35 protein-coding genes are annotated in these 22,857 nt (G+C 69.5%); 31 read left to right on the top strand and 4 right to left on the bottom strand.

What is annotated here, in order from left to right; translation table 11 throughout:
• Positions 1-14 precede the first annotated feature (14 nt).
• From U5C87_RS21395 to U5C87_RS21385, 3 genes are all read right to left on the bottom strand, one after another.
• Positions 15-506 (bottom strand): hypothetical protein, encoded by a 492-nt coding sequence (locus U5C87_RS21395; RefSeq protein ID WP_330474416.1) that lies wholly within the window; start codon positions 504-506, stop codon positions 15-17.
• A complete protein-coding gene (locus tag U5C87_RS21390; protein WP_330474415.1) occupies positions 503-1,651 on the bottom strand; it encodes a WXG100 family type VII secretion target in 1,149 nt (382 codons plus the stop codon). The genes U5C87_RS21395 and U5C87_RS21390 overlap by 4 nt, the downstream gene beginning before the upstream one ends.
• Before the next feature lie 106 nt (positions 1,652-1,757).
• Complete coding sequence (locus U5C87_RS21385; protein WP_330474414.1) at positions 1,758-2,507, bottom strand: DUF2785 domain-containing protein; 750 nt, start codon at positions 2,505-2,507, stop codon at positions 1,758-1,760.
• A 60-nt stretch (positions 2,508-2,567) separates the two neighbouring features.
• Here U5C87_RS21385 and U5C87_RS21380 point away from each other — a divergent pair, with 60 nt between their 5' ends.
• From U5C87_RS21380 to U5C87_RS21245, 28 genes are all read left to right on the top strand, one after another.
• Positions 2,568-3,872, top strand: coding sequence for a M18 family aminopeptidase (locus U5C87_RS21380; protein ID WP_330474413.1), 1,305 nt, complete (start codon positions 2,568-2,570; stop codon positions 3,870-3,872).
• A 102-nt stretch (positions 3,873-3,974) separates the two neighbouring features.
• Positions 3,975-4,373, top strand: a complete 399-nt coding sequence (locus tag U5C87_RS21375; RefSeq protein ID WP_330474412.1) for a thiol-disulfide oxidoreductase DCC family protein — start codon at positions 3,975-3,977, stop codon at positions 4,371-4,373.
• A 366-nt stretch (positions 4,374-4,739) separates the two neighbouring features.
• Positions 4,740-5,048 (top strand): 30S ribosomal protein S10, encoded by a 309-nt coding sequence (gene rpsJ / locus U5C87_RS21370; RefSeq protein WP_009775966.1) that lies wholly within the window; start codon positions 4,740-4,742, stop codon positions 5,046-5,048.
• A gap of 11 nt (positions 5,049-5,059) precedes the next feature.
• On the top strand, positions 5,060-5,713 hold the full coding sequence (gene rplC / locus U5C87_RS21365) for a 50S ribosomal protein L3 (RefSeq protein WP_030194212.1): 654 nt from the start codon (positions 5,060-5,062) through the stop codon (positions 5,711-5,713).
• Positions 5,710-6,345, top strand: coding sequence for a 50S ribosomal protein L4 (gene rplD / locus U5C87_RS21360; RefSeq protein ID WP_030194217.1), 636 nt, complete (start codon positions 5,710-5,712; stop codon positions 6,343-6,345). Before rplC ends, rplD begins: the two co-directional genes overlap by 4 nt.
• Positions 6,342-6,641 (top strand): 50S ribosomal protein L23, encoded by a 300-nt coding sequence (rplW, locus tag U5C87_RS21355; RefSeq protein ID WP_330474411.1) that lies wholly within the window; start codon positions 6,342-6,344, stop codon positions 6,639-6,641. Before rplD ends, rplW begins: the two co-directional genes overlap by 4 nt.
• Before the next feature lie 26 nt (positions 6,642-6,667).
• The gene (rplB, locus tag U5C87_RS21350) at positions 6,668-7,504 is read left to right on the top strand and encodes a 50S ribosomal protein L2 (protein WP_030194221.1); all 837 of its coding nucleotides are present in this window, start codon (positions 6,668-6,670) and stop codon (positions 7,502-7,504) included.
• A 15-nt stretch (positions 7,505-7,519) separates the two neighbouring features.
• Entirely contained in the window at positions 7,520-7,801 is a 282-nt protein-coding gene (gene rpsS / locus U5C87_RS21345; RefSeq protein WP_330474410.1) for a 30S ribosomal protein S19, read from the top strand.
• Between the two features lie 26 nt (positions 7,802-7,827).
• Positions 7,828-8,196, top strand: coding sequence for a 50S ribosomal protein L22 (gene rplV / locus U5C87_RS21340; RefSeq protein WP_030194225.1), 369 nt, complete (start codon positions 7,828-7,830; stop codon positions 8,194-8,196).
• Entirely contained in the window at positions 8,196-9,020 is an 825-nt protein-coding gene (rpsC, locus tag U5C87_RS21335) for a 30S ribosomal protein S3 (protein WP_030194229.1), read from the top strand. Before rplV ends, rpsC begins: the two co-directional genes overlap by 1 nt.
• A gap of 2 nt (positions 9,021-9,022) precedes the next feature.
• Entirely contained in the window at positions 9,023-9,442 is a 420-nt protein-coding gene (rplP, locus tag U5C87_RS21330; protein ID WP_030194232.1) for a 50S ribosomal protein L16, read from the top strand.
• On the top strand, positions 9,442-9,810 hold the full coding sequence (rpmC, locus tag U5C87_RS21325) for a 50S ribosomal protein L29 (RefSeq protein ID WP_330474409.1): 369 nt from the start codon (positions 9,442-9,444) through the stop codon (positions 9,808-9,810). The genes rplP and rpmC overlap by 1 nt, the downstream gene beginning before the upstream one ends.
• The gene (gene rpsQ, locus U5C87_RS21320; RefSeq protein WP_030194236.1) at positions 9,807-10,097 is read left to right on the top strand and encodes a 30S ribosomal protein S17; all 291 of its coding nucleotides are present in this window, start codon (positions 9,807-9,809) and stop codon (positions 10,095-10,097) included. Before rpmC ends, rpsQ begins: the two co-directional genes overlap by 4 nt.
• Before the next feature lie 198 nt (positions 10,098-10,295).
• Positions 10,296-10,664: a 50S ribosomal protein L14 gene (gene rplN, locus U5C87_RS21315; protein ID WP_020143234.1), complete on the top strand. Its 369-nt coding sequence runs from the start codon at positions 10,296-10,298 to the stop codon at positions 10,662-10,664.
• Between the two features lie 2 nt (positions 10,665-10,666).
• Complete coding sequence (rplX, locus tag U5C87_RS21310; RefSeq protein ID WP_030194238.1) at positions 10,667-11,044, top strand: 50S ribosomal protein L24; 378 nt, start codon at positions 10,667-10,669, stop codon at positions 11,042-11,044.
• A 1-nt stretch (position 11,045) separates the two neighbouring features.
• Positions 11,046-11,606 (top strand): 50S ribosomal protein L5, encoded by a 561-nt coding sequence (rplE, locus tag U5C87_RS21305; protein ID WP_330474408.1) that lies wholly within the window; start codon positions 11,046-11,048, stop codon positions 11,604-11,606.
• Position 11,607: 1 nt separating this feature from the next.
• Complete coding sequence (locus U5C87_RS21300; RefSeq protein ID WP_020143231.1) at positions 11,608-11,793, top strand: type Z 30S ribosomal protein S14; 186 nt, start codon at positions 11,608-11,610, stop codon at positions 11,791-11,793.
• 133 nt (positions 11,794-11,926) lie between these two features.
• Positions 11,927-12,325 (top strand): 30S ribosomal protein S8, encoded by a 399-nt coding sequence (gene rpsH, locus U5C87_RS21295; RefSeq protein WP_020143230.1) that lies wholly within the window; start codon positions 11,927-11,929, stop codon positions 12,323-12,325.
• 12 nt (positions 12,326-12,337) lie between these two features.
• The gene (rplF, locus tag U5C87_RS21290) at positions 12,338-12,874 is read left to right on the top strand and encodes a 50S ribosomal protein L6 (protein ID WP_030194242.1); all 537 of its coding nucleotides are present in this window, start codon (positions 12,338-12,340) and stop codon (positions 12,872-12,874) included.
• A gap of 3 nt (positions 12,875-12,877) precedes the next feature.
• Positions 12,878-13,252 (top strand): 50S ribosomal protein L18, encoded by a 375-nt coding sequence (gene rplR, locus U5C87_RS21285; RefSeq protein WP_030194244.1) that lies wholly within the window; start codon positions 12,878-12,880, stop codon positions 13,250-13,252.
• Positions 13,253-13,292: 40 nt separating this feature from the next.
• Positions 13,293-13,949 (top strand): 30S ribosomal protein S5, encoded by a 657-nt coding sequence (gene rpsE, locus U5C87_RS21280; protein ID WP_030194245.1) that lies wholly within the window; start codon positions 13,293-13,295, stop codon positions 13,947-13,949.
• Positions 13,949-14,131, top strand: a complete 183-nt coding sequence (rpmD, locus tag U5C87_RS21275; protein WP_020143226.1) for a 50S ribosomal protein L30 — start codon at positions 13,949-13,951, stop codon at positions 14,129-14,131. Before rpsE ends, rpmD begins: the two co-directional genes overlap by 1 nt.
• Positions 14,132-14,133: 2 nt before the next feature.
• Positions 14,134-14,610 (top strand): 50S ribosomal protein L15, encoded by a 477-nt coding sequence (gene rplO / locus U5C87_RS21270; RefSeq protein WP_020143225.1) that lies wholly within the window; start codon positions 14,134-14,136, stop codon positions 14,608-14,610.
• 191 nt (positions 14,611-14,801) lie between these two features.
• Complete coding sequence (gene secY / locus U5C87_RS21265; RefSeq protein WP_030194249.1) at positions 14,802-16,124, top strand: preprotein translocase subunit SecY; 1,323 nt, start codon at positions 14,802-14,804, stop codon at positions 16,122-16,124.
• Entirely contained in the window at positions 16,124-16,693 is a 570-nt protein-coding gene (locus tag U5C87_RS21260; protein ID WP_330474407.1) for an adenylate kinase, read from the top strand. The genes secY and U5C87_RS21260 overlap by 1 nt, the downstream gene beginning before the upstream one ends.
• Positions 16,694-16,735: 42 nt before the next feature.
• Entirely contained in the window at positions 16,736-17,590 is an 855-nt protein-coding gene (gene map, locus U5C87_RS21255) for a type I methionyl aminopeptidase (protein WP_030194255.1), read from the top strand.
• Between the two features lie 82 nt (positions 17,591-17,672).
• On the top strand, positions 17,673-19,124 hold the full coding sequence (locus tag U5C87_RS21250; RefSeq protein WP_330474406.1) for a serine hydrolase domain-containing protein: 1,452 nt from the start codon (positions 17,673-17,675) through the stop codon (positions 19,122-19,124).
• 142 nt (positions 19,125-19,266) lie between these two features.
• A complete protein-coding gene (locus U5C87_RS21245; protein WP_443082083.1) occupies positions 19,267-20,814 on the top strand; it encodes a DHA2 family efflux MFS transporter permease subunit in 1,548 nt (515 codons plus the stop codon).
• Positions 20,815-20,822: 8 nt separating this feature from the next.
• Here U5C87_RS21245 and U5C87_RS21240 read toward each other — a convergent pair whose 3' ends face one another.
• Complete coding sequence (locus U5C87_RS21240; protein WP_330474405.1) at positions 20,823-21,566, bottom strand: hypothetical protein; 744 nt, start codon at positions 21,564-21,566, stop codon at positions 20,823-20,825.
• 96 nt (positions 21,567-21,662) lie between these two features.
• On the opposite strand from U5C87_RS21240, the gene U5C87_RS21235 reads away from it, so the two are divergent.
• The 3 genes from U5C87_RS21235 to rpmJ all read left to right on the top strand — a co-directional run bounded on the left by U5C87_RS21235 (position 21,663) and on the right by rpmJ (position 22,688).
• Positions 21,663-22,007, top strand: coding sequence for an iron chaperone (locus tag U5C87_RS21235; protein WP_330474404.1), 345 nt, complete (start codon positions 21,663-21,665; stop codon positions 22,005-22,007).
• Between the two features lie 191 nt (positions 22,008-22,198).
• Positions 22,199-22,420 (top strand): translation initiation factor IF-1, encoded by a 222-nt coding sequence (infA, locus tag U5C87_RS21230; protein WP_013493543.1) that lies wholly within the window; start codon positions 22,199-22,201, stop codon positions 22,418-22,420.
• A 154-nt stretch (positions 22,421-22,574) separates the two neighbouring features.
• A complete protein-coding gene (gene rpmJ / locus U5C87_RS21225; RefSeq protein ID WP_006592630.1) occupies positions 22,575-22,688 on the top strand; it encodes a 50S ribosomal protein L36 in 114 nt (37 codons plus the stop codon).
• Positions 22,689-22,857 lie beyond the last annotated feature (169 nt).

Here is a 22,857-nt window from a genome sequence, read left to right as displayed (position 1 = left end):
GGTGCCTGGAGCGGCTACTGGCCGAGGGCGACGAGCACGACGGTATCGGAGTCGGCGGCGAGGTAGGCCTTGGCACGGAAGGAGCCCTGCGCGAAGAGCGCGTCGAGCGCCGTCGAGCGGAGCAGCTGCCCGGTGGGCAGGGCCGAGCGCACGCCGTCCTCGACGGCCGGGGTCTCGGTGGTGGGCTCGGGGGAGGTGGCGCGCAGGGTGGCGGCCGTCTCGGGGGTCACCTTCACGACGGCGTCGATCCAGTACGTCGACGGTCCCGGGGCGTCGCCGCCGAGGGTGCCCGACATCCACGTGGCCGAGACGGGCCGGCCCAGGGCGTCGAACCGCTTGGTCAGGGGGTCGAGGTCGGTGCGCACGTCGCCGGTGCCGGTCTTGGTCGCGCTGCTCACGGTGCTCCTCGTGCGGTCGGTGGGGGGCGTCGGGTCGGTGCTGCACGCGGCAGTGGCGGCGAGGGTCAGCAGGGCTGCGCTGGCGGCCATGGCGGCTCGGGTCCTCATCGGCTGCTTCCTCGTTCGTCGGCTCGGTCCTCACGACCCGGACCGGGGCTGCGCTCGACATCGCCCGGACCCACGTCGATGCTCGGCGGCGGTGAGCCGACCGGCCACGTGATCGTACGCGTCACGTCGCCGCTCGACGGGAAGGGCTTGGCCCAGCCGATCTCGGTGAAGCGGCCGTTCTCGTTGTCGCCGGCGCCGCTCGCGATGTCGGCCTGGCCGGGGTTGAAGTTGTAGTAGTCCTCGGCGTGCACGGTGACCTGCATGGAGACCTGGCCGTTCTCCACGGTGACGTCGGCGCTGCTCCACTGCTGGTAGCCCCCGATCGTCTTCTGCCAGTTCTCGGTCTCGGGGTAGGCCGTCGCCGCGTGCGCGTCGCCGGTCATGCTGAAGTGCGAGTTGCCGTTGCGCACCATCTCGTCGACAGCGGCGGCGGTGCGGGCGACCTCGGAGTTGACGTTGGCCGCGATCGACGGGTCCTCCTTGTAGCCCTCCTCGTAGTCGAAGCGGATCGGCTCGCCATTGTTGTCCCAGTAGTGGGCGTACATCGCCGTGGCGTCGTCGAGGTCGGACTTGACGATGCGGCCGCCCTCGAGCTTGGCCATCCACTCGAGCTTGGCGATGTGGTCCTGCCAGTTCGAGTCCTTGGAGTCGTACTCGAAGCCCTCGTCCCACTCGATGTCCGGCTTCTTCGGCTCGCCGAAGTCGTAGCCGTCGACGGGACCACCGGTGCCCGTCGTCGCCGGCGGCGGGGGAGTCGTCGGGGTCGGCGCCGGACCCGGGGACGGAGAAGGGGTGGGACCGAAGGACATCGGCACCCCTGCGCCGAACGGGCCTGCACCACCGGACCCGCCGGATCCCCCTGTGCCGCCGCCGTTCCCGCTGGTGCCGCGCTGCTTCGCGGCGTTGTCACGCAGCTTTGCGCCGAGACCGTGCAGGGCACGTTCGAGGGCGTCGATGCTGGGGGCCGAAGAGCGCCAGTCCCCACGGAAGGAGTCGAAGTCGCTTCCGCCCCAAGCAGTTCCGAGCGCACCGACGGCGTGGTCGACGGCGCTGCGCGCGGCCCGGCACTCGCCGGCGAAGCGGTCGAGCTGACCCGCACTGCGCTCCAGGGCGTCCGGATCGGCGCCCTTCCTGTACACGACCACGGCTGGCCCTCCCCGAGCTGTCGACGTCCGTGGCGGCCGAGGGTGGCCGCGCCCCGACCCTAGGCAGACTCGGGCGGTCCGGCCAATGGGGAGCACTCCCCGCGGCTCAGCCGGAGCGGGGCCGCCAGAACCACGGCGTCACCTCGGCGAGGAGGCGGGCGAGCTCTCGACGGACGAGCCCTGCGTGCGGCACCACGACCGGCTCGTCTCCACGCAGCACGTCCTCACCCAGGGCGACGTGCAGCGAGCGCAGCGTCCGCATCGTGTTGCTGGCCTCGGCCGGCACCGCACCGGGCGCACCCGAGGCGAACATCGTGCGCACGTGCTCGAGCCATCCGACGGCCACCGACCCGTCGACGTCGTCGCGCGACAGCACGAGCGCGACGGCGCAGGCGAGGCGGTCCTCCTCCTGGTCTCTCCACACGAACGTGGTCGGTGCGACGAGCCGCCGGGCGAGGGCGTCGAGCAGCACGGCCGGGTCCCCGACGCCGGCAGCCCCGCACTCGCCGAAGAAGTCGGCCCCGTGAGCGACGGCGTGAACCCAACCCAGCTCGGGGTCATGGCCGCGCAGGTCCTGCTCGCCGACGTACCACCGTGACACCGCGGGCAGCCAAGCGTCGTCGAAGTCCCCGGCGGCGACGAGGGAGGCGAGGACGAGCGGTGCGAAGGCGCGGGCCTCCACGCGCTCGTGACCGAGCCGCTCGAGCATCGCCCCGGCCAGCCACGACCGGTCGTCCGCGGAGACGGCACCCTCACGCACCCGTCGCGCCAGGGCGGCATACGCCCCCTCGTCGCGGACGGCGGGGTCCGGGGAGGCGAGGTCGTCGACGAGGGAGCGGAGCGTGGCGTCGGACATGCGGGCGATCCTGCCATCCGCCCGTTCGGGCCTCCCGGCGGGCGGATAGGGTCGGTCGCCATGGCGCACTCGTTCGACACCGACACCGAAGCCGAGGGCCTCATCGACTACGTCGACGCGAGCCCCACCCCGTTCCACGCGTGCGAGCAGGCCGCGCTGCGGCTCACCGCCGAGGGCTTCACCGAGGTCGACGAGCGCGCACCGTGGCCGACCGCCCCCGGCCGCCACTACCTCGTGCGCGGCGGCTCCCTCATCGCCTGGGACACGACGGGCGCGCACGGCTCGGGCGCCGGCCCCGCCGCGGGCTTCCGCGTCGTCGGTGCCCACACCGACAGCCCCAACCTGCGCGTCAAGCCCAACCCCGACCACAGCCGCGCCGGCTGGCAGCTGCTCGGCATTGAGCCCTACGGCGGCCTCATCCTCAGCTCGTGGCTCGACCGCGACCTCGGCCTCGCCGGCAGGGTGGCCGTGCGGGGACGCGAGGGAGTCGAGTCGCGCACCTTCCACGGACGTGACGCCCTGCTGAGGGTCGCGCAGCTGGCCATCCACCTCGACCGCACGCAGAACGAGGCCCTCAGCCTCAACAAGCAGGCGCACATGGAGCCGCTGTGGGGCGTGGGGGACGAGCCGGGCGACTTCGTCGGCTACCTCGCCGAGCAGGTCGGCGTCGACCGCGAGGACGTCCTCTCGTGGGACGTCATGACCCACCCGATCCAGCCCTCGACCCGACTCGGGCGCGCCCGCGAGCTCATCGCGGCTCCTCGCCTCGACAACCTCGCGACCTCGTATGCCGGTGTGCGGGCCCTGCTCGACGCCGTGGCCACCGAGCCCGCGCACGTCCCGGTTCTCGTGCTGTTCGACCACGAGGAGATCGGCAGCACCTCCGAGCGGGGCGCGACCTCGACGCTGCTGCCCTCGGTCCTGGAGCGCATCGTCATCGCCGGTGGGGGCACCCGCGACGACTACTGGCGCGCCCTCGCCGCGACCGTCATCGCCTCGGGCGACATGGGGCATGCCACCCACCCGAACTACGCCGAACGGCACGAGCCGATGCACCAGATCCGCGTCAACGGCGGCCCGGTCCTCAAGGTCAACACCAACCTGCGCTACGCGACCGACTCGATCGGCGCAGCGGCGTTCCGGATGGCCTGCGAGCAGGCCGGGGTGCCGATGCAGACGTTCGTCACCCGCAGCGACCTGCCGTGCGGCTCCACGGTCGGACCCGTGACGTCGTCGCTGACCGGTGCGACCACGGTCGACTTCGGGGCGGCGGCACTCTCCATGCACAGCACGCGCGAGCTGATGGGCGCCGAGGACCCCGCCATGTACGCCGGCGCCCTCAGTGCCTTCCTCGCGCCGGCCTGACGACCCCGCCGCCCGGCGACCGAGGTCGACCGCGACGGGGGAGTGACGGCATACGCCAGGGGTGACCCGGCCTGCGCGCCGCTCGGGTGCGAGGATGGAGACGTGGAGACCACGCTCTTCGTGCCCCAGCGGCCGACCCTCGTCTACGACGCCGACTGCGCCTTCTGCACGCGCAGCGTCGAGCTCGTCAAGCGGTGGGTCGACCGGCGCGGCCGCTACGACGTGCGGGCCTGGCAGGAGATCGACCTCGCGGCCGTGGGCCTGACGGAGCAGCAGTGCGACGAGGCGGCCCAGTTCATCACGGCGGACGGCTCGATCCGGTCGGGTCACCGGGCCATCGCCACGGCCGCGACGCACGGCGCCCCGGCATGGCGTCCGTTCGGGCACCTGCTCATGGCGCCCGGCGTCTCCTGGGTGGCGGCGCACGCCTACCGTTGGGTCGCCGCCCACCGTCACCAGCTCCCCGGCGGCACCGCGGCCTGCGCCCGACCCGCGGCCTGAGACCCGGCCCGGCCGACCGGAACCGGTCCGGCGGGACGCGACGCGCCACCGGCGCGGACCTGCGGCAGGCCATCGGCCCGATTTGATAGTGCGGTGCGCGCTCTGGCACACTGTTCAGGTTGCTTGACGCGCGTCGCTGACCCATGTCGGTGGCGCCGCCCCTTGAGAGCCTCCTGACGGGGACTCGCCCGGACTCCTCTCGGAGGCCCGAGGGAAGCGCAAGTTACCCGGTTCGGCCGGGCAATCCACACGAAAGTGGCACTCAGGTGCGCACCTTTCACCGCGAAGCGGGCGCGACACGCCCGACCTCGGGGGTCGGATGCCAAGGGAACCGGTAGTCAGAAGCGAGAGAGAGACGTTCATCAGATGGCGGGACAGAAGATCCGCATCCGGCTGAAGTCGTACGACCACGAGGTCATCGACAACTCGGCCCGGAAGATCGTTGACACAGTGACGCGCGCCGGCGCGACCGTGGTGGGCCCCGTCCCGCTGCCGACGGAGAAGAACGTCTTCGTCGTCATCCGGTCGCCGCACAAGTACAAGGACAGCCGCGAGCACTTCGAGATGCGCACGCACAAGCGCCTCATCGACATCATCGACCCGACGCCCAAGGCCGTCGACTCGCTGATGCGTCTCGACCTGCCGGCGGACGTCAACATCGAGATCAAGCTCTGAGGCGGCCCCAGATGACTGTTGCTCAGAAGAACGTCAAGGGCGTGCTCGGCGAGAAGCTCGGCATGACCCAGGTGTGGGACGCAGACAACAAGCTCGTCCCCGTGACCGTGGTCAAGGCCGGCCCCTGCGTCGTGACGCAGGTGCGTGCCGACGAGACCGACGGCTACTCCGCGGTCCAGATCGCCTTCGGTGCGATCGACCCGCGCAAGGTGAACAAGCCCATGAGCGGCCACTTCGAGAAGGCCGGCGTCACGCCGCGCCGTCACCTCGTCGAGCTGCGCACGGCCGACGCCGCCGCCTACGAGCTCGGCCAGGAGATCACGGCCGAGTCCTTCGAGGCCGGCCAGCGCGTCGACGCCACGGGCACGACCAAGGGCAAGGGCTTCGCCGGTGTCATGAAGCGTCACGGCTTCCACGGTGTCAGCTCCTCGCACGGTGCCCACCGCAACCACCGCAAGCCGGGCTCCATCGGCGGCTGCTCGACCCCGGGCCGTGTCTTCAAGGGCATGCGCATGGCTGGTCGCATGGGTGGCGTTCGCCAGACGACCCAGAACCTCCAGATCCACGCCGTTGACGCCGAGAAGGGCCTGCTGCTCATCAAGGGTGCCGTTCCCGGCCCCCGCGGTGGCATCGTCCTGATCCGCACGGCTGCGAAGGGTGCATGAACGACATGGCAACCAAGACGCAGAACCTCCCCGCCGAGATCTTCGACGTCCAGACCAACGTCCCGCTGATCCACCAGGTCGTGGTGGCCCAGCTCGCGGCTGCTCGTCAGGGCACGCACTCGACGAAGACCCGCGGCGAGGTCCGCGGCGGTGGGCGCAAGCCGTACCGCCAGAAGGGCACCGGCCGCGCCCGTCAGGGCTCGACCCGCGCGCCGCAGTTCGCCGGCGGTGGCGTCGTCCACGGCCCGCAGCCGCGTGACTACTCGCAGCGCACCCCCAAGAAGATGAAGGCCGCCGCCCTGCGCGGTGCCCTCTCCGACCGGGCCCGCTTCGACCGCATCCACGTCGTCGACTCCATCGTCTCGGGCGAGCTGCCCTCGGCGAAGGACGCCGCCGCCCTGCTGGCCGGCCTGACCGAGCGCCCCAACCTGCTCGTCGTGCTCGAGCGTGGCGACGACATCGCGATGAAGTCGGTCCGCAACCTGCAGAACGTCCACGTGCTGGTCGCCGACCAGCTCAACACCTACGACGTCCTGTGCGCCGATGACATCGTCTTCACCCAGGCCGCCCTCGACGCGTTCGTCGCCGGTCCCGTGAAGGCCGACAAGGCCGACAAGGAGGCCACCAAGTGAGCATCCACACCAAGGACCCCCGCGACATCCTGATCGCGCCGGTCGTCTCCGAGAAGTCCTACGGGCTGCTCGACGAGGGCAAGTACACCTTCATCGTCGATCCCCGTGCGAACAAGACGGAGATCAAGATCGCCATCGAGGCGATCTTCGACGTCAAGGTCGACAAGGTCCACACCCTGAACCGCCAGGGCAAGACCCGTCGCACCCGATTCGGCCTCGGCAAGCGCAAGGACACCAAGCGTGCGATCGTCTCCCTCCGCGAGGGCACGATCGACATCTTCGGTGCGGGCGCCTGAGATAGACGAAGAGAGACTTAACGAACATGGGTATCCGCAAGTACAAGCCGACCACACCGGGCCGTCGTGGCTCGTCGGTCGCCGACTTCGTCGAGATCACGCGAACCACTCCTGAGAAGTCGCTGGTTCGCCCGCTGACGAAGACCGGTGGCCGCAACAACGCCGGCCGCATCACGACGCGTCACATCGGTGGCGGTCACAAGCGCGCCTACCGCGTCATCGACTTCCGTCGCCATGACAAGGACGGCGTGCCGGCCAAGGTCGCTCACATCGAGTACGACCCCAACCGCACCGCGCGCATCGCGCTCGTGCAGTACTCCGACGGCGAGAAGCGCTACATCCTCGCGCCGAACAAGCTCAAGCAGGGCGACCCGATCGAGAACGGCCCCGCGGCCGACATCAAGCCGGGCAACAGCCTCCCGCTGCGCAACATCCCCGTGGGTACGGTCGTCCACGCGATCGAGCTCAAGCCCGGTGGCGGCGCCAAGATCGCCCGCTCCGCGGGTGCTCGCGTGCAGCTCGTCGCCAAGGACGGCCCCTACGCCCAGCTGCGTATGCCGTCCGGCGAGATCCGCAACGTCGACGCGCGCTGCCGCGCGACCGTCGGCGAGGTGGGCAACGCCGAGCAGAGCAACATCAACTGGGGCAAGGCCGGCCGCATGCGCTGGAAGGGCAAGCGCCCGACCGTCCGTGGTGTCGCCATGAACCCGGTCGACCACCCGCACGGTGGTGGAGAGGGCAAGACGTCCGGTGGACGTCACCCCGTCAGCCCCTGGGGTCAGGCCGAGGGCCGCACCCGCAAGGGACACAAGGAAAGCGACAAGCTCATCGTTCGTCGCCGCCGTACTGGCAAGAAGCGCTGATAAGGAGCCTTTGGAATGCCTCGTAGCCTGAAGAAGGGCCCCTTCATCGACGACCACCTTCAGAAGAAGGTGGACGCCCAGAACGAAGCGGGCACGAAGAACGTCATCAAGACCTGGTCGCGCCGTTCGGTCATCAGCCCGGCCATGCTGAGCCACACCTTCGCCGTCCACGACGGCCGCAAGCACGTCCCGGTGTTCGTCACCGAGTCGATGGTCGGCCACAAGCTCGGCGAGTTCGCACCGACCCGCACGTTCAAGGGTCACGTGAAGGACGACAAGAAGGGTCGTCGTCGCTGATGGCCACCGAATCCAAGGAAGAAGTCATGGAAGCCAAGGCTTCGGCGCGGCACGTCCGTGTCAGCCCGCAGAAGGCTCGCCGTGTCGTGGACCTGATCCGCGGCAAGGCCGCCACCGACGCCGTCACGGTGCTCACCTTCGCTCCGCAGTCGGCCTCCGACCCGGTCAAGAAGGTCCTCGAGAGCGCCATCGCCAACGCCCGCGTCAAGGCCGACCGCGAGTCGGTCGCCTTCGACGAGCGCAACCTCGTCATCACGGCCGCGTTCGTGGACGAGGGCCCGACGATGAAGCGTTTCCGCCCGCGTGCCCAGGGCCGCGCCGGACGCATCAACAAGCGCACGAGCCACATCACCGTGGTCGTCGCGCAGCCGGAGAACACGAAGGGAGCCCGCTGATGGGTCAGAAGGTCAACCCCCATGGCTTCCGTCTCGGCATCACGACGGACCACAAGAGCCGCTGGTTCGCCGACTCGACGAAGTCGGGTCAGCGCTACCGCGACTACGTCAAGGAAGATGTCGCCATCCGTCGCCTGATGGAGAAGGGCATGGAGCGCGCGGGCATCGCCTCGGTCGAGATCGAGCGCACCCGTGACCGCGTCCGCGTCGACATCCACACCGCCCGCCCGGGCATCGTCATCGGTCGCCGTGGCGCCGAGGCCGACCGCATCCGCGGCGAGCTCGAGAAGCTCACGGGCAAGCAGGTCCAGCTCAACATCCTCGAGGTCAAGAACCCCGAGATCGTGTCGCAGCTGGTCGCCCAGGGCATCGCCGAGCAGCTCTCGGCCCGTGTGGCGTTCCGCCGCGCCATGCGCAAGGGCATGCAGTCCGCCCAGCGCGCCGGCGCCAAGGGCATCCGCGTGCAGGTCTCCGGCCGTCTCAACGGCGCCGAGATGAGCCGCACCGAGTTCTACCGCGAGGGTCGCGTCCCGCTGCACACGCTGCGTGCGCAGATCGACTACGGCTTCTACGAGGCCCGCACCACGTTCGGCCGCATCGGCGTCAAGGTGTGGATCTACAAGGGCGACATGACGGCCAAGGAGCTCGCTGCCCAGCAGGCCGCCGCTCCGCGCCCGTCGCGTGGTCCGCGTCGTGACGGCGGTGACCGTCCGAACCGCGCCCGTCGTGGTGACCGCAACGAGACCGCCGCTGCTCCGGCAGTGAACGAGACCGCTGCTGCCGAGGCCCCCGCCGCGGCCAGCACCGAGAATGAGCAGGCCTGACCATGTTGATTCCCCGTCGAGTCAAGCACCGCAAGCAGCACCACCCGAACCGCCACGGCGCGGCCAAGGGTGGCACCACGATCGCCTTCGGTGACTTCGGCATCCAGGCTCTCGAGCCGGCCTACGTGACCAACCGTCAGATCGAGTCCGCTCGTATCGCGATGACCCGCTACATGAAGCGTGGCGGCAAGGTGTGGATCAACATCTACCCCGACCGTCCGCTCACCAAGAAGCCCGCCGAGACCCGCATGGGTTCCGGTAAGGGTTCGCCGGAGTGGTGGATCGCCAACGTCAAGCCGGGCCGCGTCATGTTCGAGATCTCGGGCGTGGCAGAGCCGGTGGCGCGTGAGGCCATGCGTCTCGCGATGCACAAGCTCCCCATGAAGTGCCGCTTCGTTCAGCGTGAGGGTGGTGACATCTGATGGCAGTCGGAACCAAGGACCTGGCTCCCGAGCAGCTGCGTGGTCTGGACGACACCAAGCTGGCGGACGAGCTGAAGAAGGCCAAGGAAGAGCTGTTCAACCTGCGTTTCCAGTCGGCCACCGGCCAGCTGGACAACCACGGCCGTCTGCGCGCCGTCAAGAAGGACATCGCGCGGATCTACACCGAGATGCGTGAGCGCGAGCTCGGCATCGGCTCGGCCCCCGCCGCCCCCAAGGCGGAGGAGAAGGCCGAGAAGGCCGAGAAGAAGTCGGCCAAGGCCGACAAGAAGGCTGACAAGCCCGAGAAGGCTGACAAGGCCGAGAAGAAGGCCAAGAAGGCTGACAAGGCGCAGGAGGCTGACGCATGAGCGAGCAGGAGAAGGTCGTGAGCGACCAGGCCGGTGACCGCAACTACCGCAAGACCCGCCAGGGTTACGTGGTGAGCGACAAGATGGACAAGACCGTCGTCGTCGAGGTCGAGGACCGCGTCAAGCACGCGCTCTACAGCAAGGTCATCCGCCGCACCAGCAAGGTCAAGGCGCACGACGAGCAGAACGCCGCGAACGTCGGCGACCGCGTCCTCATCATGGAGACGCGTCCGCTGTCGGCGACGAAGCGCTGGCGCATCGTCGAGATCCTCGAGAAGGCCAAGTAAGCAACCCTCTGGGGGCCCTGCCCCCGAGTGCCCCCGAAACGCCCGCGTGGCTGGGGGAGTGGGCTGGCGGCATACGTGCTCGTATGCCGTCCGGCCCGCACCAAGACCACAGTTCCATTCAGTTCGGCAAGGCTCACGAGGAAGGCGCGCTGCGCGCGGCTTCCTCGTGAGAACCAGCACGACGACAGGAGTTAGACAGTGATTCAGCAGGAGTCGCGGCTTCGCGTCGCCGACAACACCGGTGCCAAGGAAATCCTGTGCATCCGTGTTCTCGGTGGCTCGGGCCGTCGGTACGCCGGCATCGGCGACACCATCGTCGCCACCGTCAAGGACGCGATCCCGGGCGGCAACGTGAAGAAGGGTGACGTCGTCAAGGCCGTCATCGTCCGCACCGTCAAGGAGCGTCGCCGCGCCGACGGCTCGTACATCAAGTTCGACGAGAACGCGGCCGTGATCCTCAAGGCCGACGGTGACCCCCGTGGTACCCGTATCTTCGGCCCGGTGGGCCGTGAGCTTCGCGAGAAGAAGTTCATGAAGATCATCTCGCTCGCGCCGGAGGTGCTGTGAACATGGCGAAGACCACCAGCAAGATGAAGATCAAGAAGGGTGACCTCGTCCAGGTCATCTCCGGCCGCAGCCAGAAGAACGGCGGCGACCGGGGCAAGCAGGGCAAGGTCATCGCGGTCTACCCGGAGACCCAGCGTGTGCTGGTCGAGGGCATCAACCGCGTCACCAAGCACGTCAAGGCCGGCGCGACCGCCCGTGGCACGCGCACCGGTGGCCTGACGCACACCGAGGCTGCGATCCACGTGAGCAACGTCGCGATCGTCGACCCCGAGTCGAAGAAGCCGACCCGTGTGAAGACGCGTGTCGAGACCGTCGAGCGGAACGGCCGCCAGAAGGCATCGCGCGTCCGTGTCGCGGTCAAGTCGGACAAGGACCTCTGAGATGACTGAGACCAGCACCAAGCCGCGCCTCCAGCAGCGCTACCAGGACGAGATCAAGGGCTCGATGCTCGAGCAGTTCGGCTACGCGAACGTCATGCAGGTTCCCGGCGTCGTCAAGGTCGTCGTCAACATGGGTGTCGGCGACGCGGCCAAGGACAGCAAGCTCATCGAGGGTGCCGTCCGCGACCTCACCGCCATCACGGGCCAGAAGCCGGTCGTGACCAAGGCGCGCAAGTCCATCGCCCAGTTCAAGCTGCGTGAGGGCATGCCAATCGGCGCCCACACGACGCTTCGTGGCGACCGCATGTGGGAGTTCCTCGACCGTCTCGTGACGATCGCCCTCCCGCGTATCCGCGACTTCCGTGGCCTGTCGCCGAAGCAGTTCGACGGCAACGGCAACTACACGTTCGGCCTGACCGAGCAGTCGATGTTCCACGAGATCGACCAGGACCGGATCGACCGCGTGCGGGGCATGGACATCACCGTGGTCACCACGGCGACCAACGATGACGAGGGTCGCGCGCTGCTCAAGCAGCTCGGCTTCCCCTTCAAGGAGAACTGACATGGCCAAGACCGCGCTCGTTAACAAGGCGAACCGGAAGCCGAAGTTCAAGGTCCGCGCGTACACCCGTTGCCAGAAGTGCGGCCGTCCGCACTCGGTGTACCGCAAGTTCGGCCTCTGCCGCATCTGCCTTCGCGAGATGGCGCACGCGGGCGAGCTGCCGGGCGTGACCAAGAGCTCCTGGTAATTCGGCTCCCGAGCCCAGAGCACATCCCAGACCAACACACCTCTGACACCGTAGGTCGGCCACACGACGGCCCAGCCGTCGCCGGGCAGATAGCCCCGGTCGAAACCCCGGTGAGGAAGGGCGGAGAGCCCACATGACCATGACTGACCCGATTGCGGACATGCTGACCCGCGTCCGGAACGCCAACTCGGCGCACCACGACGTCGTCTCCATGCCGTACTCGAAGCTGAAGAAGAACATCGCCGAGATCCTCCAGTCCGAGGGCTACATCGCCTCGTGGAAGATCGAGGAGGCGGAGGTCGGCCAGACGCTGACCATCGACCTCAAGTACGGCCCGAACCGCGAGCGCTCCATCGCCGGTGTGCGTCGCGTGAGCAAGCCCGGTCTGCGCGTCTACGCCAAGTCGACGAACCTGCCCAAGGTTCTCGGTGGCCTCGGCGTCGCGATCCTGTCGACGTCGAACGGTCTGCTGACCGACCGCCAGGCACACGAGAAGGGCGTGGGTGGGGAAGTCCTCGCCTACGTCTGGTAAGGAGACACTGACATGTCGCGAATCGGACGACTCCCGGTCTCCATCCCCTCGGGTGTGGACGTCAAGGTCGAGGGCCAGGACGTCTTCGTCAAGGGCCCCAAGGGTGAGCTCTCCCTGACCGTCGTTCAGCCGATCACGGTCGAGCTGGGCGAGGGCAACCTCGAGGTCAAGCGCCCCGACGACGAGCGCGACTCGCGCTCGCGCCACGGCCTGACCCGCTCGCTCATCAACAACATGGTCCTCGGTGTCACCGAGGGCTACGAGAAGAAGATGGAGATCCACGGCACGGGTTACCGTGTCGCGGCGAAGGGCTCGGACCTCGAGTTCTCGCTCGGATACTCGCACCCGATCCTCATCCAGGCTCCCGCCGGCATCAGCTTCGCCGTCGAGAACCCGACCCGCTTCTCGGTGCAGGGCATCGACAAGCAGCTCGTCGGCGAGGTCGCGGCGAACATCCGCAAGCTGCGCAAGCCCGACCCGTACAAGGGCAAGGGCGTTCGCTACGCGGGCGAGCAGATCCGTCGCAAGGTTGGAAAGGCCGGTAAGTAAGCCATGGCAATGATCATCAAGCGCGGCAAGTCCAAGGCTGCCGCCCGCATCCGTCGCCAGGTGCGCGGTCGCAAGAAGATCGCCGGCACCGCGGTCCGTCCCCGCCTCGTCGTGTCGCGCTCCACCCGTCACCTGTTCGTCCAGGTCGTCGACGACACCGTCGGCAAGACCGTGGCCTCTGCCTCGACGATGGAGGCCGACCTGCGTGCCTTCGACGGCGACAAGACGGCCAAGGCCAAGAAGGTCGGCGAGCTCGTGGCCGCCCGTGCCAAGGACGCCGGTATCGAGGCCGTCGTGTTCGACCGTGGTGGCAACAAGTACCACGGCCGTGTCGCGGCGATCGCCGAGGGCGCCCGCGAAGGCGGTCTGTCCCTGTGAGCAACTTCGTGAACGCAATTGTTGAGATGAGGAACATCTGATGCCCGGACAGCAGCGTCGAGGCACCGGCCCCGCCGGTGGCGGCGAGCGCACCGAGCGCGGAGACCGCCGTGACAACCGCGGCGGCCGCGACAACCGCGACAGCCGTGACGACAAGAACCAGTACGTCGAGCGCGTCGTGACCATCAACCGTGTCGCCAAGGTCGTCAAGGGTGGTCGTCGCTTCAGCTTCACCGCCCTCGTCGTCGTCGGTGACGGTGACGGCACGGTGGGTGTCGGCTACGGCAAGGCCAAGGAAGTTCCCGCGGCCATCGCCAAGGGTGTCGAGGAGGCCAAGAAGAACTTCTTCAAGGTCCCGCGCATCCAGGGCACCATCCCGCACCCCGTCCAGGGTGAGGCGGCCGCTGGTGTCGTCATGCTCCGCCCCGCCGCCCCCGGTACCGGTGTCATCGCCGGTGGCCCGGTGCGTGCGGTGCTCGAGTGCGCCGGCATCCACGACGTCCTCAGCAAGTCGCTGGGCTCCGACAACGCCATCAACATCGTGCACGCCACGGCCCAGGCCCTGCGCGAGCTCGAGCGCCCCGAGTCGGTCGCTGCCCGTCGTGGCAAGACCCTCGAGGAGGTCGCTCCGGCGGCCATGCTCAAGGCCCGTGCCGCCGGCCTCGCCGAGGCCCAGGCCGCGAAGGCTGGTGCGTGATGGCTCGTCTCAAGGTGACCCAGACCCGTTCCGAGATCGGTGGCAAGCAGAACCAGCGTGACACGCTGCGCAGCCTCGGTCTGAAGCGCATTGGCGACGTCGTCGTCAAGGAGGACCGTCCCGAGATCCGCGGGATGGTCAAGACGGTCACGCACCTCGTGTCCGTCGAGGAGGTTGACTGACCATGGCTGACAACGCCAAGAAGTCGGGCGAGTCCGCCCTCAAGGTCCACCACCTGCGTCCGGCCCCCGGAGCCAAGACCGCCAAGACCCGTGTCGGTCGTGGTGAGGGCTCCAAGGGCAAGACCGCCGGTCGTGGTACCAAGGGCACGAAGGCCCGTTACCAGGTCCCGGAGCGTTTCGAGGGCGGCTCGATGCCGATGCACATGCGCCTCCCGAAGCTCCGCGGATTCAAGAACCCGTTCCGCACGGAGTACCAGGTCGTGAACCTGGACCGCCTGCAGCTGCTCTTCCCGGAGGGTGGTCAGGTGTCCGTCGCCGACCTCGTCGCCAAGGGTGCCGTCCGTGACGGCTTCCCGGTGAAGGTGCTCGGCACGGGTGAGATCTCCGTCAAGGTCGAGGTCGAGGCGCACAAATTCTCGGCCTCCGCCAAGGAGAAGATCGAGGCCGCCGGCGGCACGGTCACGGCCCTCGCAGGCTGATCGATCTTCGTCGAACAGACCTCGAGTGACCACCACACACCTCGTGTGAGCAGCGCCCCGGGCGCCCGACCCGCGAGCCGACGTGACGTCGGCCACCGCGGTGGGGGCCCGGGGCGCTGCGCCTTTGCGTTAACCTTCCACGGATTGCATGACTTATGCCGCGCCACCGTGCGGCCCCCCAGGAGGACCCAGTGCTCGCCGCTTTCGCACGCGCGTTCCGTACCCCGGACCTGCGCAAGAAGCTGCTCTTCACGCTCGGCATCATCGTGCTGTTCCGTCTCGGTTCGCACGTCCCGACGCCCGGCATCAGCTACAGCCTCGTGCAGAACTGTCTGCAGGCCAGCAAGGGCCAGTCCGGCGACCAGAGCGGGTTCCTCAACCTGGCCAACCTCTTCAGCGGCGGCGCGCTGCTGCAGCTGTCGGTCTTCGCGCTCGGGATCATGCCGTACATCACGGCGAGCATCATCATCCAGCTGCTGACCGTCGTCATCCCGCGCTTCGAGGCGCTCAAGGAGGAGGGCCAGTCGGGTCAGAGCAAGCTGACGCAGTACACCCGCTACCTGACGATCGGTCTCGCGATCCTCCAGTCGGCGACGCTCGTCACCTTCGCTCGCAACCCCTCCAGCCTCTTCGGCGGCCAGTGCGACACGATCATGACCGACCAGTCGATGGTCACGATCCTCATCATGGTCCTGACCATGACGGCCGGCACCGGCCTGATCATGTGGTTCGGTGAGCTCATCACCGACAAGGGCGTCGGCAACGGCATGTCCCTGATGATCTTCACCTCCATCGCCGCCGGCTTCCCGGCCTCGCTCTGGGGCATCAAGGAGAACAAGGGCTGGGGCACCTTCCTCGGCATCCTGCTCCTCGGCATCTTCGTCATCGCCGCGGTCGTCTTCGTCGAGCAGTCCCAGCGCCGCATCCCGGTGCAGTACGCCAAGCGCATGGTCGGCCGCCGCATGTACGGCGGCACGTCGACCTACATCCCGCTCAAGGTCAACATGGCCGGCGTCATCCCCGTCATCTTCGCCAGCTCCCTGCTCGCCCTGCCGGGCCTCGTCGCGCAGTTCAACACGCGCGCCGACGGCAACAACCCCGGCTGGGTGCAGTGGGTGCAGGACAACCTCGTCAAGGGTGACCACCCGATCTACATGGCCACCTACGTCGCCCTCATCCTCTTCTTCACGTTCTTCTACGTGTCCATCACGTTCAACCCGACCGAGGTCGCGGAGAACATGAAGAAGTACGGCGGCTTCATCCCGGGTATCCGGGCCGGGCGACCCACGGCCGAGTACCTCAACTACGTCCTGACCCGAATCACCGTGCCGGGTGCCATCTACCTCGCCATCGTCTCGCTCATCCCGCTCGTGGCCCTCGTCCTCGTCGGTGCCAACCAGAACTTCCCGTTCGGTGGCACCTCGATCCTCATCGTCGTCGGTGTGGGCCTCGAGACCGTGAAGCAGATCGAGGCGCAGCTGCAGCAGCGTCACTACGAAGGGTTCCTCCGTTAATGCGACTGATCATCCTCGGCCCGCCCGGCGCCGGTAAGGGCACGCAGGCGGCTCAGATCGCCGAGCGCCTCGGCATCCCGGCCATCTCGACCGGCGACATCTTCCGCGCCAACATCAAGGACCAGACCCCGCTGGGCGTCAAGGTCGACGAGATCATCAAGTCGGGCGGCTACGTCTCCGACGACATCACCAACGAGATCGTCGAGGACCGTCTGTCCTGGGACGACGCGACCGATGGCTTCCTGCTCGACGGCTACCCGCGCACCGCGGGCCAGGTCGACGCCCTCGACGCGATGCTCCAGCGCCACGGACACGCGCTCGACGCCGTGCTGGAGCTCGAGGTCGACGAGGACGCCATCGTCCAGCGCCTCCTCAAGCGCGCCGAGACCGAGGGCCGCGCCGACGACACCGAGGACGTCATCCGCGAGCGCCAGGCGATCTACCGCAAGGAGACCGCGCCGCTCGCGCAGCACTACGAGCACGTCGGGCTCCTCGTCAAGGTCGACGGCATGGGCGCCGTCGACGAGGTCACCGACCGTGTCATCGCGGCCCTGCCGCAGCACGGCTGAGCCCCGACTGCGCCACACCGCAGCCACCCAGAAGGACCATTCATGTTCGGACGCCGGAACCGGCTCCAGGGCCGCACCGACGAGCAGCTCCTCCTCATGCGTGAGGCGGGGCTGCTCGTCGGGCGCACCCTCGAGCTGCTGGCCGCGGAGCTGCGACCGGGCATGACCACGCTCGAGCTCGACCGCCTCGCCGAGGAGCACATCCGCAGCAACGGCGGCATCCCGAACTTCCAGCTCGTCCCGGGCTACAGCCACACGCTCTGCACGAGCGTCAACGACGAGGTCGTCCACGGCATCCCGGGCCCGCGCGTGCTGGAGGCCGGCGACATCGTCTCCGTCGACTGCGGCGCCGAGGTCGAGGGCTGGAACGGCGACGCGGCCTTCACTGCCGTCGTCGGCGGCCGCGAGGCCGGCCGGCCCGAGGACCTCGCCCTCATCGACGCGACCGAGGCGAGCCTCTACGCCGGCATCGCCGCCATGCAGGTCGGCGGCCGCCTCTACGCCGTCGGCGACGCGGTCGAGGCCAGCATCCACGAGGCCGCCGAGCGCGACGGCCGCGTCTACGGCGTCATCGACGAGTACGTCGGTCACGGCATCGGCACCGAGATGCACATGGACCCGCAGATCCCGAACTACGCCGTGCGCGAGACGGGCCCCAAGCTCGTCGACGGCTTCACCGGCGCCATCGAGCCGATGATCACGCTCGGTGGGATCGACACCAAGGTGCTCGCCGACGACTGGACCGTCGTGACTCTCGACGGCACGCGCGCTGCGCACTGGGAGCACTCGGTCGCCGTGCGCCAGGACGGCCTGTGGATCCTCACGGCCGTCGACGGGGGCAAGGCTGCCCTCGAGGCCGTCGGGGCGGCCTACGCCCCCCTCGATGCGACCGCCTGACGAAGCCTCCTGACGCAACCTCCTGACGCGACGCCCCACCCGCGGGCCCATCGCGGGGCCGCGGCAGCGTAGCCTCGCGCTCGTGAGCCTTCCCCGCAGCACCCCGTCGGCGCAGGGCGTCGACGCCACCGGCCTCCTCGCCCTCGTCGACGCCGCCGAACGCGACCACCTCGGCCTGCACAGCCTCATGGTCGTGCGCCACGGCCACGTCGTGGCGGAGGGCTGGTGGAGGCCGTATGCCGCGAGCCGCGTCCACCTCGCGTACTCCCTCTCCAAGACGGTGACGGCCACGGCCGTCGGCTTCCTCGTGCAGGAGGGGCGCCTGTCGCTCGACGACCGCGTGCTCGATCACTTCCCGGAGCTCGACCGGAGCGCCGTCTCGCCCGGCTGGGAGGACGTGCGGGTGCGGCACTGCCTCTCGATGACGGTCGGTCACGAGCAGGACGCGTGGTCGCAGGTCTTCGACCGGATGAGCGGCAGCGACTTCGGCGACACCGGCGACTGGGTGCCGCGGGTCTTCGCGACGACTCCCACCCGGACCCCCGGCACGGTCTTCGCCTACAACCAGGTCGCGACCTACCTGCTCTCCGTCATCGTGGGCCGGGTCGCCGGCGTCGGCGTCGCCGAGGTGCTGCGCCCGCGGCTGCTCGCGCCCCTGGGGCTTCCCGACATCCCCTGGCACCGCGACCCCGCGGGCCGCGAGCTCGGCTTCACCGGCTCGCACCTGACGACGGAGGCCATCGCGTCCATCGCCCAGCTCTACCTCGACCGCGGGCGGTGGCAGGGGCGCCAGCTGCTCTCCGAGGCCTGGGTCGACGAGGCCACGCGCGCCTTCGGCCCGCTCAACGAGGACCCGGGCGCCGACGACGACTGGCGCCGCGGCTACGGCTACTCGTTCTGGATGCAGCGCGTGGGCTACCGCGGTGACGGTGCCTACGGCCAGTTCCTCGTCGTGCTGCCGGAGCACGACACGGTCGTCGCCATCACGGCCGAGCAGTCCTGCATGCAGGCGACCCTCGACCTGCTGTGGGAGCACCTCGTGCCGGCCATCGGCCGGGGTGGCCCGGCGGGGTCGGGGGAGTCGGAGGCCGCCGACCGTGCGCTGGCCGAGCGGCTCGCCGGCCTCGAGATCCCCGCGATGTCGGGCGACGCGCTGGGACCGGACCACGCCGAGTTCTCCCGTGCGAGCGCCTCCGACCTGGCCGCCGACTACACGGCGGTCTCCGTGACGCGGGACGGAGCCGACTTCGTGCTGGGGCTGAACCGCCGCGGAGAGTGGCTGCGGGTGCCGGTCGGGCGGGGCCTGTGGCGCGAGGGCGAGATCGTCGCCGGGGGAGCCACGCTACCGGTCGTCGCGAGCGGAGGCTGGGTCGACGAGGACACGTTCCGGGCCGAGGTCATCGCCATCGAGTCGCCGCACCGCTTCCGCATCGAGGCCCGGCTGCGCAGCTCGGACGCCGACCTGACGTGGCGGATGGTGCCGCTCACCGGCTACGACCCGCTGTGGCTCGCGACGCGCTGGTCGTACGCCTGACGCCCGCGCCGTGCGGCGCTGACCTCGCTGTCCCTCCGGACGGGCGCGGGCTGCCGACGAGCCGTGCGGGCGGCTCCTGACGGCTGTCGGTGCCCGGGTGGACAATCGAGGGTGCTGCACGACGCGGCGGAAGGGGGCCACCATGGCCGGCGAGAAGAGCACCACCCCGGTGACCGGTCCCGGCGAGGCGGCCGCCCCGGCGCGCGTCCCGGGCGGCGTGCCGGACGGGCACAACCCGTGGCCGGCCCTGTGGGCCATGGTCATCGGCTTCTTCATGATCCTCGTCGACTCGACCATCGTGTCGGTCGCGACGCCCGCGATCCTTCGGGGACTGCGCACCGACGTCAACAGCGTCATCTGGGTCACGAGCGCCTACCTGCTCGCCTACGCCACCCCGCTGCTCATCACCGGACGGCTCGGTGACCGCTACGGCCCGAAGAACCTCTACCTCGTCGGGCTGACCGTCTTCACCGCCGCCTCGCTCTGGTGCGGACTGACCGGCACGATCACCGGGCTCATCGTCGCCCGTGTCGTGCAGGGGCTCGGCGCGTCGCTGCTGACGCCGCAGACGATGGCTGTCATCACGCGCACGTTCCCGGCGGCCTCGCGCGGCCAGGCGATGGCGCTCTGGGGCGCGACCGCGGGGGTCGCGATCCTCGTGGGCCCTGTCGTCGGTGGCCTGCTCGTCGACGGTCCCGGCTGGGAGTGGATCTTCTTCATCAACGTTCCCGTGGGCGTCGTCGCCTTCGTGCTCGCGGCCCGCCTCGTGCCGCGGCTCGAGACGCACAGCCACCGTTTCGACTGGCTGGGCGTCGCCCTCTCGGCGGTCGGCATGTTCCTGCTCGTCTTCGGCGTCCAGGAGGGCGAGACCTACGACTGGGGCACCATCACCGGGATCATCTCGGTGCCGCTGCTCATCGCCGCAGGCCTGCTCGTGCTCGGCGCCTTCGTCTGGTGGCAGGCCCGCAACACCCGGGAGCCGCTGCTGCCGCTGGGGCTCTTCGGCGACCGCAACTTCTCACTGGCCAACATCGCGATCACGACGATCGGCTTCTCCATCACCGCGATGGCCTTCCCCTTCATGCTCTACGCCCAGGCCGTCCGCGGGCTCTCGCCGACGTCGGCGGCGCTGCTGCTCGCCCCGATGGCGGTCATCTCCGGCGGCCTGGCGCCCGTGGCGGGTCGCATGTCCGACCGCGTGCACCCGCGCGGCATCACCGCGGTGGGCATCGGCCTCACGGCGGCGTCGCTGCTGTGGCTCGCCCTCGTCATGCACCCCGAGACGCAGACGTGGGTGCTCCTGCTGCCGATGGCGCTCATGGGCGTCGGCAACGCCTTCATGTGGGGGCCGCTCGGGGCGACGGCCACCCGCAACCTGCCGCTGTCGTCGGCCGGGGCCGGCTCGGGCGTCTACAACACGACCCGCCAGGTCGGTGCGGTCCTCGGCAGCGCGGCCATCGCCGCGGTCATCCAGGCCCGCTTGACCGCCGACCTGCCCGGCATCCCGCGGGACCTCGGCGGCCTGCAGTCCTCGGGTGCCGCCATGCCGGCCCGGGTGGCCGACGGCTTCGCCTCGGCGATGTCCGAGTCGATGATGCTGCCGGCCGCGGTGCTCGTCGTCGGCGTCGTCGCGGTCCTCTTCTTCGAGCGGCCCGGCCACCAGCCCGCCCGCCCCGCTCGGTCGGGCTGAGCTCCGGCCTATCGGCCGAGGGTGCCTGGCGTCCCGCCGACGTGGACGACCATGCGCTCGGCCACCACCCGGGCGTTCGCCTGCAGCACGTCCAGGGGCACGCGGGGGAGGTTCTCCTCCCAGTCGATGAGCGGCGACCCGCGGAACTGGAGCAGGCGCGCGGGCCGGCCGAGGAAGAAGAGGTGCAGGTGCGCCCCGCCGTCGCCGTACTTCGCGAGCTGGACCCGACCGACGCTCGGCACGTGCTCGACGGCGTCGGACACCGCGACGACGAGCTGGCCCATCTCGGCGGCGAGGTCTCCCGGCAGGGAGGGCAGGTCGTGGTGCGCCAGGGGCGTGAGCACGAGCATCACGGGCAGGCCGGTGTCGACGGTGAGCGTCAGCCGCCAGCGGGCGTTGGACCAGACGAGCCGGTCGTCGGCATCGGGGACGCCGCCGGCGCACCAGCAGTCGGCAGCCTGCTCACCGCGCCGAGCCGGCTCCTCGTCGACCGGGGGCTGCACGGGCTTGAGGCGCAGGCCCTCGATCTCGTACGGGTAGATGTCCCAGCCCGGCATCTCCTCGACGGCCACGGGCAGCCGGCCGTCCTCGCCCGCCGCCGCCTCGATCCGCGCGTAGTACGCCTCGACGCTCTCGGCCTCGGCCGGGGGCGCGGTGACGACGTCGGTGTGGTCGTCGGGGGCCGTGGCCGCAGGCTCCCGCGGCGTCGCGGACGGGGTCGAAGCAGGGGCGTCGGTGCCGGGCTCGGTCATCCGGCCAGTATGCCGCGGTGCGAGGCCGCTCACCCGGGCACACGGCATACGCCCCGAACCGGCTCGGGGGCGCGGTGGTCGTGGGACCGTGGGTGGGTGGGGACGATCAGTGACTACCTCGACGGCCTCCTGCCCGACCAGCGCGAGGCGCTGCAACGCGTCGTCGACGTCGCGCGGCGGGTCGCACCCGAGGCGGAGGAGGGCACGAGCTACGGCATGCCTGCGCTGCGCCTGGACGGTCGGCCGCTCGTCGGGATCACCGCGTCGGCGCGGCACCTCTCGCTCTTCCCGTTCAGCCCGGCCGTCGTCGAGGCCGTCGCGCCCGACCTCGGTGGCTTCTCGCTGAGCAAGGGCACCATCCGCTTCACCGTCGACCAGCCGCTCCCCGAGCCGGTCGTCGAGCAGGTCGTCCGGCTGCGCCGCGCCGAGCTCGAGGCCTGAGCGGAAGGCGGGCGGCCCGGCCCCCGTCGATTTCAGGAACGGTGCCATCTGGCGTACTCTTGTGCGTTGGGTGTCGTGTGTCTCGACGCCTGCATCGCGCCTGTGCCCCGAGAACGACCTGGAGCACGGCACCAAGGCACGCCCCAAGGCCGGCTCAGTCCGAGTCGGCCAGCTACAGATAGACGGAGGATATGGCCAAGAAGGACGGTGTCATCGAGATCGAGGGCACGATCGTCGAGGCTCTCCCGAACGCGATGTTCCGGGTGGAGCTCTCCAACGGTCACAAGGTGCTCGCACACATCTCGGGAAAGATGCGACAGCACTACATCAGGATCCTCCCTGAGGACCGTGTGGTGGTGGAGCTCTCTCCCTATGACCTGACCCGCGGTCGGATCGTCTTCCGCTACCGCTGAGCACCAGGCTCGGCCGCGACCAGCCCGCGCGAGTGGGAGGTCCGGCCGGGACGAGTGCGAGGCACCAACTCCCGATTACACAACCAAGCACCTGGTCCTCACGTGCCCTCCGGGGCCCGCGGTGGCAGGTGCGCGATCTGAAGACAGCAGGCAGATGAAGGTTCAGCCGAGCGTCAAGAAGATCTGCGACAAGTGCAAGGTGATCCGCCGCAACGGTCGGGTCATGGTGATCTGCGAGAACCTGCGCCACAAGCAGCGCCAGGGCTGAGCAGAGCCACCACCCTCGCCGTCGACAGACTTTCGACAGCACGCAAGACAAGTGAATGAAAGCAGCACCCGGCCCCTGATGCCCGACCGTCGTGTCGGCGCAGGACGTCACCCCCGGCACGGAGGCCGGGGACCGGTGGCCCGTCCTTCTGAGTGGCGGGCCTTGACCC

The sequence above is a fragment of the Terrabacter sp. C0L_2 genome, assembly GCF_036352015.1.
GTDB lineage: Bacteria > Actinomycetota > Actinomycetes > Actinomycetales > Dermatophilaceae > Terrabacter > Terrabacter tumescens.
This window is presented reverse-complemented; position numbering and strand designations above follow the sequence as displayed.

What these genes read in the sequence shown, in the direction of transcription:
- U5C87_RS21395 (WP_330474416.1), bottom strand. Translation starts at nt 506, where the DNA reads ATGAGGACCCGAGCCGCCATGGCCGCCAGCGCAGCCCTGCTGACCCTC.
- U5C87_RS21385 (WP_330474414.1), bottom strand. Translation starts at nt 2,507, where the DNA reads ATGTCCGACGCCACGCTCCGCTCCCTCGTCGACGACCTCGCCTCCCCG.
- U5C87_RS21380 (WP_330474413.1), top strand. Translation starts at nt 2,568, where the DNA reads ATGGCGCACTCGTTCGACACCGACACCGAAGCCGAGGGCCTCATCGAC.
- rpsJ (WP_009775966.1), top strand. Translation starts at nt 4,740, where the DNA reads ATGGCGGGACAGAAGATCCGCATCCGGCTGAAGTCGTACGACCACGAG.
- rplC (WP_030194212.1), top strand. Translation starts at nt 5,060, where the DNA reads ATGACTGTTGCTCAGAAGAACGTCAAGGGCGTGCTCGGCGAGAAGCTC.
- rplD (WP_030194217.1), top strand. Translation starts at nt 5,710, where the DNA reads ATGAACGACATGGCAACCAAGACGCAGAACCTCCCCGCCGAGATCTTC.
- rplB (WP_030194221.1), top strand. Translation starts at nt 6,668, where the DNA reads ATGGGTATCCGCAAGTACAAGCCGACCACACCGGGCCGTCGTGGCTCG.
- rpsS (WP_330474410.1), top strand. Translation starts at nt 7,520, where the DNA reads ATGCCTCGTAGCCTGAAGAAGGGCCCCTTCATCGACGACCACCTTCAG.
- rplV (WP_030194225.1), top strand. Translation starts at nt 7,828, where the DNA reads ATGGAAGCCAAGGCTTCGGCGCGGCACGTCCGTGTCAGCCCGCAGAAG.
- rpsC (WP_030194229.1), top strand. Translation starts at nt 8,196, where the DNA reads ATGGGTCAGAAGGTCAACCCCCATGGCTTCCGTCTCGGCATCACGACG.
- rplP (WP_030194232.1), top strand. Translation starts at nt 9,023, where the DNA reads ATGTTGATTCCCCGTCGAGTCAAGCACCGCAAGCAGCACCACCCGAAC.
- rpmC (WP_330474409.1), top strand. Translation starts at nt 9,442, where the DNA reads ATGGCAGTCGGAACCAAGGACCTGGCTCCCGAGCAGCTGCGTGGTCTG.
- rpsQ (WP_030194236.1), top strand. Translation starts at nt 9,807, where the DNA reads ATGAGCGAGCAGGAGAAGGTCGTGAGCGACCAGGCCGGTGACCGCAAC.
- rplX (WP_030194238.1), top strand. Translation starts at nt 10,667, where the DNA reads ATGGCGAAGACCACCAGCAAGATGAAGATCAAGAAGGGTGACCTCGTC.
- rplE (WP_330474408.1), top strand. Translation starts at nt 11,046, where the DNA reads ATGACTGAGACCAGCACCAAGCCGCGCCTCCAGCAGCGCTACCAGGAC.
- U5C87_RS21300 (WP_020143231.1), top strand. Translation starts at nt 11,608, where the DNA reads ATGGCCAAGACCGCGCTCGTTAACAAGGCGAACCGGAAGCCGAAGTTC.
- rpsH (WP_020143230.1), top strand. Translation starts at nt 11,927, where the DNA reads ATGACCATGACTGACCCGATTGCGGACATGCTGACCCGCGTCCGGAAC.
- rplF (WP_030194242.1), top strand. Translation starts at nt 12,338, where the DNA reads ATGTCGCGAATCGGACGACTCCCGGTCTCCATCCCCTCGGGTGTGGAC.
- rplR (WP_030194244.1), top strand. Translation starts at nt 12,878, where the DNA reads ATGGCAATGATCATCAAGCGCGGCAAGTCCAAGGCTGCCGCCCGCATC.
- rpsE (WP_030194245.1), top strand. Translation starts at nt 13,293, where the DNA reads ATGCCCGGACAGCAGCGTCGAGGCACCGGCCCCGCCGGTGGCGGCGAG.
- rpmD (WP_020143226.1), top strand. Translation starts at nt 13,949, where the DNA reads ATGGCTCGTCTCAAGGTGACCCAGACCCGTTCCGAGATCGGTGGCAAG.
- rplO (WP_020143225.1), top strand. Translation starts at nt 14,134, where the DNA reads ATGGCTGACAACGCCAAGAAGTCGGGCGAGTCCGCCCTCAAGGTCCAC.
- U5C87_RS21260 (WP_330474407.1), top strand. Translation starts at nt 16,124, where the DNA reads ATGCGACTGATCATCCTCGGCCCGCCCGGCGCCGGTAAGGGCACGCAG.
- map (WP_030194255.1), top strand. Translation starts at nt 16,736, where the DNA reads ATGTTCGGACGCCGGAACCGGCTCCAGGGCCGCACCGACGAGCAGCTC.
- U5C87_RS21245 (WP_443082083.1), top strand. Translation starts at nt 19,267, where the DNA reads ATGGCCGGCGAGAAGAGCACCACCCCGGTGACCGGTCCCGGCGAGGCG.
- U5C87_RS21240 (WP_330474405.1), bottom strand. Translation starts at nt 21,566, where the DNA reads ATGACCGAGCCCGGCACCGACGCCCCTGCTTCGACCCCGTCCGCGACG.
- infA (WP_013493543.1), top strand. Translation starts at nt 22,199, where the DNA reads ATGGCCAAGAAGGACGGTGTCATCGAGATCGAGGGCACGATCGTCGAG.
- rpmJ (WP_006592630.1), top strand. Translation starts at nt 22,575, where the DNA reads ATGAAGGTTCAGCCGAGCGTCAAGAAGATCTGCGACAAGTGCAAGGTG.